This window comes from Streptomyces sp. SAS_270, from assembly GCF_052543295.1.
The window spans coordinates 166427-172426 of the sequence record NZ_JBMNDS010000007.1 but is presented as its reverse complement, the minus strand read 5'-3'; the positions used below and the strand labels follow the sequence as shown (position 1 = coordinate 172426).

Below are 6000 nucleotides of genomic sequence, written 5' to 3'. Positions count from 1 at the left end.
TCCTGCGCAGGACCACCGCCGACGGGATGCGGAAGCCGCGCGGAGAGCGCAGGCAGCCCTTACGGAGTTCATCGGTCGCGACGACTTCGTCTGCCTGGGTGCCAAGGCGGCCCTGAAGCGCGACACGATCGTCCACCGGCACTGCGGAGAGCTCGGCGGCACGGCGGGCGTCATCAACCACCTGGAAGGAGTACGGGAGTTCCTGAAGTCGTTCGAGCCCGGCCCGCGGAGCTTCTCGTCGTTCGTCGCGACGTTCGACGGCTTGGCGGACACCTCCGAGGAGATCTTCGAGCAGGCGGTCTGGCGGCACTTGCAGGGCATGCACGACCGGGACAGCGTGCAACACGGATGGACCGGCCAGTACGACTCCGACCCCGCGTCCCCCTACTTCGCCTTCTCCGTGTCCGGCCACCCCTTCTTCGTGGTGGGCCTGCACCCGGGAGCGTCCCGCCCGAGCCGCCGCCTCGAACTGCCGGCGCTGGTCTTCAACTCCCACCTGCAGTTCAACGCCATGGGCCTCAGGTTCTTCAAGCTCCGCAAGAAGATCAGGGCCCGCGAACAGGAGTTCCACGGCGCGATGAACCCCAGCCTGGCCACCTACCGGGACGAAGCCCGCCACTACAGCGGCCGTATGACCGCCCCGGAATGGACCTGCCCCTTCACCGCCCGAACTCCACCGGGCCCCGACTCCCGCGCAAACGGAGCCCATTGACTCCCCTGCCCCGCCGACCACTTGCGCCCGTTACGTTTCCGGACAACTTTCGGACCGCGACCGACGGCAACCAAACACCCCTGAACAGCAAAAAAGGCCCTCCCCGAAGGAAGGGCACTCAGTGGCGCCCCCGGCAGGACTCGAACCTGCGGCCAAGCGCTTAGAAGGCGCCTGCTCTATCCACTGAGCTACGGGGGCCGGGTGTGGTGGCCTGTGTCCTGGTGCCCGGGTGTGGGCTGATCCGTGACCTTGCCGGGACAAGGATAGGGCTCCCGCGTCCTTGCCCTTGGTGCTTCTCCTCCGTGGCTCGATGTGGAGGTTCGGTGAAGCGGTCCTGATAATCGCAGGCAGGTACGAATCGTGCACCGCTTTTGGCGTCTCGCGCATCGGGTGTTGTGCACTCGTTATGCCTGCGCCCCAGTCGTCCCTTCCGTCCCCTGTGTCCTGTCGGCGCGCAGACATACTCATATGCTTCAGAAAGCCTCCAAAATTGGGCATTCTTCGCATGTGGTGACCTTGGACGTACGGCCTCAGCTGCTCGACGCACTTTCCGCCCTGCGCGACCGTGTCGCCGCCGCACGCTTTCCGCTGCCCCTGGCAGGCGCTCCACGCGCGCGTGCCAACCGCGACGAACTCCTCGCACAACTCGACGACTATTTGGTGCCCCGGCTGAGGGAGCCCGAAGCCCCCCTGCTGGCCGTGATCGGCGGCTCCACCGGCGCCGGGAAGTCGACGCTGGTCAACTCCCTTGTGGGACGGCGGGTCAGCGAGGCGGGGGTGCTGCGGCCCACGACACGAACACCGGTGCTGGTGTGCCACCCGGAGGACCATCACTGGTTCAGCGGGATGCGGGTGCTGCCGCACCTCACGCGCGTGTGGATGCCCCATCAGGAGCCGGGTGACGACCTGCCCGCGCTCACCGACCGCGGCGAACGCGTGCTGCGGATCGAGACCGCCGACACCCTGCCCCGCGGCCTCGCCCTCCTCGACGCGCCTGACATCGACTCCCTGGTGGCCGACAACCGGGTCCTGGCCGCCGAGCTGATCTGCGCTGCCGACATCTGGGTGATGGTCACCACGGCCGCGCGGTACGCCGATGCCGTGCCGTGGCACCTGCTGCGTACGGCCAAGGAGCACAAGGCGACCCTGATCACCGTGCTCGACCGGGTGCCCCACCAGGTGGTGTCGGAGGTGTCCCGGCAGTACGGCGCCCTGCTCGCCAAGGCCGGACTCGGCGAGGTGCCCCGCTTCACCGTGCCCGAGCTGCCCGAGTCCGCCTGGGGCGGCGGGCTGCTGCCCGCGACCGCGGTCGCGCCGTTGCGTACCTGGCTCATGCACCAGACGCAGGACCCAGGAGCCCGGCACGAGGCGATGGCCCGTACCGCGCACGGGGTCCTCGACTCGCTGCGCACGCGGATGCCCGAACTGGCCGGCGCCGCAGCCGCGCAGTACGCGGCGGCCCTGCGGCTCACCGCCGCCGTGGACAGCGCGTACGACAGCGAGCACGCGCGCGTGAAGGCGCGTCTGCAGGCCGGGGCCGTGCTCTCCGGAGACGCGCTGAAGCGGTGGCGCGCCTACCCGCTCGACTGCTCCGCCCGTGAACTGCTCGACGCGCTCGTCGAGAGCCTGAGCGCGCTGCTGCTGTGCTCCGTCACGGCAGCCGACGAGCGCGTGGACGAGGCCTGGCGGCGCGAACCGGCGGCAGGCGCACCGGAGCTGACCGGCCATGAGCCGACGGCCGAGAGCGCCGAACACCGGATCGGGATGGCCGTACGGCGCTGGCGGCGCGTCCTTGAGGAGTACGCCGAGGAAGAGGTGCGCGACCTCGACAAGGGCTCCGCTCCGGACACCGAGGTGGTCGCCGCGCTGGTGGCCACCGCCCTCCTGGGCGGGCGCAGGGCGCGCAGCGCGGGCGAGGGGCTCGCGGAACGCATCGGCGCGCACGGCGCCCTGCGGCTGCGCGACCGAGGGGGACGGCTGCTCACCGACTACCTCGACAAGACCCTGCACACCGAGCGCGAGCGCCGCCTCGCCCCGCTCGACGCACTCGACGTACACGCAGAACCCCAGGCCGAACTCATCGCCGCGCTGTCCGTACTGCAGAAGGAGAGGTGACCGCGGTGACTGCCGTCACTGACCGCACGGATCACGCCGACCACACCGGAGGAGACTCCCCGGGAGCCGACTCCCCCGGGGACGGCCGCCTCAGGGACGACTCCCCGGGCGGCGCGCCCTCCGACGCCGAGCGCGCCGAGGACACCCGCCTTCAAGCCGAGGACACACCTCTTCAAGAGGCGGGCTTCGAAGGGGCCCACTCCGAAGGGATCAGCTCCGAGGACGCCGACGACCGCGAAGGCGACGAGCACGCGCGCGTGGAGACCGATTCCGCGGAATCCGCCGAATCGTCCGGAACGGCTGCAACGGCTGCAACGGCTGCAACGGCTGCAACGGCCGGATCCACCGAGCCCGCCCAGCCTGTCCAGCCCGCCGAACCCCCCACCCCCGCCGCGTCAGAACCCGATCCGTCGACCCAGGACTCCCCGCCCCGCGCGGAGCCCGAGTCCGAGTCCGCCTGGGACGACGGACTCATCGCGCGCCGCGTCTCCGAGACGGCCGCCTCCACGGAGGCCGTGCAGAGCGTGGCCGTGGACACCAGGCCCTCCGCCGCGCAGGTCGTGCCCCCTCTCGCGTACGACGGCCCCCTGAGGTCACGGCTCGACGCGCTGCGCGAGTTGGTGGGGCTCTCCCGAACCCGGCTCGACAGCAGGACACTCGCCGAGGCGGGCCAGGTCCTCGACGAGGCGGCGGCGCGGCGCAGGCTCTCGGGCCAGCACACGGTGGTCGCCATCGCGGGAGCCACGGGCAGCGGCAAGTCGCAGCTCTTCAACACGCTCGCGGGGGTGGCGATTTCGGAGACGGGGGTGCGCAGGCCGACGACCGCCGCACCCATCGCGTGCAGTTGGAGCGACGGCGCCGCGACCCTCATCGACCGACTCGGCATCCCGGGACGGCTGCGCAGGCGTCCGCTTCAGAGCGCCGAGGCGGAGGCGCAGCTGCGCGGGCTGGTCCTCGTCGACCTGCCCGACCACGACTCGGCGGCCGCCCAGCACCGCGAGCAGGTGGACCGCATCCTGGCGCTCGTCGACGCGGTCATCTGGGTCGTGGATCCCGAGAAGTACGCGGACGCCATCCTCCACGAGCGCTATCTGCGGCCCATGGCGGGCCACGCGGAGGTCACCTTCGTAGTCCTCAACCAAGTGGACCGGCTGCCGGGTGAGGCCGCCGATCAGGTCCTCGACGATCTGCGCAGGCTGCTCGACGAGGACGGCATCGCGCTCGGGGAGTACGGCGAGCCGGGCGCGACCGTACTCGCGCTGTCCGCGCTCACCGGGGACGGCGTCGGCGAACTGCGCGAGTCCCTCGGCCAGTTCCTGGCCGAGCGGGGGGCGGCGGCGCGCCGCATCTCCGCCGACCTGGACGCCGCCGCGATGCGCCTGAGGCCCGTCTACGCGACCGGGCGCCGGACCGGGCTCAGCGAGGAGGCCCGCGGCGAGTTCGCGGACCGGCTCGCGGACGCCGTGGGCGCCACCGCGGCGGGCGAGGCGTCCGAGCGCGCGTGGCTGCGCAACGCCAACCGCGCCTGCGGCACCCCCTGGTTGCGGCTGTGGCGGTGGTACGAGGACCGGCGTGAACCTCCGACGGGTCGCCTGGCCGTGCGGGCGCCCGAGGACGAGGAGGCCACGGCGCGACAGCGCGTCGAGCAGGCCGTGCGTACGGTGGCGGACCGTGCGGCTCGTGGTCTCCCGGCCCCCTGGGCGCAGGCGGTGCGCGAGGCGGCCGTACGCGGGGCGCAGGGGCTGCCCGAGGCGCTGGACGAGATGGCGGCGCGCGCCACGACACCGGTGGGGCGGCCGCCGCGGCCCGGCTGGTGGCCGGTCGCCGTCCTCGCGCAGGCGTCGATGACGATCCTGCAAGTCGTGGGCGGGCTGTGGCTGGTGGCGCAGATCATCGGTTTCATGTCGCCGAATCTCGGGGTCCCGGTGCTGCTGATGGTGACGGGCATCATCGGCGGTCCGGTGGTCGAGTGGAGCAGCAGGATGGCGGCGCGCGGGCCCGCTCGGCGGTACGGGCTGGAGGCGGAACGACGGCTGCGCGAGGCCGCGGCCGGCTGCGGGAGGGCACGGGTACTGGATCCGGTGGCGGCGGAACTTCTGCGGTACCGGGAGGTGCGCGAGCAGTACGGGCGGGTCATGGGGGTGTCCACGCCTGTCTGACGAGTCGGGACGGGTCAGCCGCGCCACCCACACGGGTGGCGCGGTTTTCCACAACCGGCCGGTAGCCCACAGCGCTCAGCGGGCCCGGCCGGGCGGAGGCAGTCTGAACTCGCGGCGATCGCAGCGGATGCAGGCACGAGATGCACTCGATGCGCAGATGTGCTGGTGCGCAGATACGCCGATGCGCCGATGCGCTCGCCGCGAGAGCACGGGACAGACGCAGCCGTACGGGAGAGGGGTCCGCGATGAACGAGACGATGGTGTGCGTGGTGGGGAACGTGGCTACGCAGCCGGTGTACAAGGAACTGGCGAACGGGGCGTCGGCGAGGTTCCGGCTGGCGGTCACGGCGCGGTACTGGGACCGCGAGAAGAACACGTGGACGGACGGCCACACCAACTTCTTCACGGTGTGGGCCAGGCGGTCGCTCGCCACGAACGTGGGGGCGTCGGTGTCCGTGGGCGATCCGGTGGTCGTGCACGGACGGCTGAAAGTCCGCACCGAGCTGCGCGACGGCCAGAGTTGGACGTCGGCCGACGTGGACGCGGTGTCGATCGGACACGACCTGTCGCGGGGTACGTCGGCGTTCCGGCGAGCGTCCAAGGGGGATACGGCGGTGGCCTCGCCGGCCCGGCCGGAGCCGAGTTGGGAGACGGACCCGCAGACTCAGCAATCGGAACCTGCATCCCCATCGGAACCCGGCTCCCCACCGCATCTGTCGGCCCAACAGGAGCCGGAGCCAGCCGGGGTGACGTGACGTCAGGAGCAGGTCTCCGCCCAGCAGAATCATGAACTCGACTGGTGCGCGCGGCAGTCGACATGACCTCATGACGTCATGCGAGCACCTGCCGCACAGGCCGAGTGAACCCTGAGCGAACTGCGGCTTATCGGCGAATACGTTCGGAACGATCCCCCATGGATTTGTCGATAGGCGCAGCTCACAGGCGTGCCGAGCGATAACGATTCCGGCTCGGATCGGTTATCCGATGGCATGACTGGGGAGTGTGGTGCGCCGT

The 6000-nt window shown here is 71.2% G+C and carries 4 protein-coding genes and 1 tRNA gene; 4 read left to right on the top strand and 1 reads right to left on the bottom strand.

Translation table 11 applies throughout. From position 1 onward, the window contains the following. On the top strand, nucleotides 1-712 hold a 712-nt coding region (gntA, locus tag ACN6LB_RS07520), incomplete at its 5' end, for a guanitoxin biosynthesis heme-dependent pre-guanitoxin N-hydroxylase GntA (RefSeq protein WP_445025087.1). Between the two features lie 122 nt (nucleotides 713-834). On the opposite strand, the gene ACN6LB_RS07515 is transcribed toward gntA, so the two are convergent. After that, a tRNA-Arg gene (locus tag ACN6LB_RS07515) sits at nucleotides 835-910 on the bottom strand. A gap of 309 nt (nucleotides 911-1219) precedes the next feature. Here ACN6LB_RS07515 and ACN6LB_RS07510 point away from each other — a divergent pair. The 3 genes from ACN6LB_RS07510 (at nucleotide 1220) to ACN6LB_RS07500 (ending at nucleotide 5741) form a co-directional block, all read left to right on the top strand. Further along, nucleotides 1220-2827 carry a dynamin family protein gene (locus ACN6LB_RS07510; protein WP_445025086.1) on the top strand — a complete coding sequence of 536 codons (1608 nt, stop codon included), beginning with the start codon at nucleotides 1220-1222 and terminating at the stop codon, nucleotides 2825-2827. 5 nt (nucleotides 2828-2832) lie between these two features. Further along, complete coding sequence (locus ACN6LB_RS07505) at nucleotides 2833-4986, top strand: GTPase (protein ID WP_445025085.1); 2154 nt, start codon at nucleotides 2833-2835, stop codon at nucleotides 4984-4986. 245 nt (nucleotides 4987-5231) lie between these two features. Further along, a complete protein-coding gene (locus tag ACN6LB_RS07500; RefSeq protein ID WP_445025084.1) occupies nucleotides 5232-5741 on the top strand; it encodes a single-stranded DNA-binding protein in 510 nt (169 codons plus the stop codon). Nucleotides 5742-6000 lie beyond the last annotated feature (259 nt).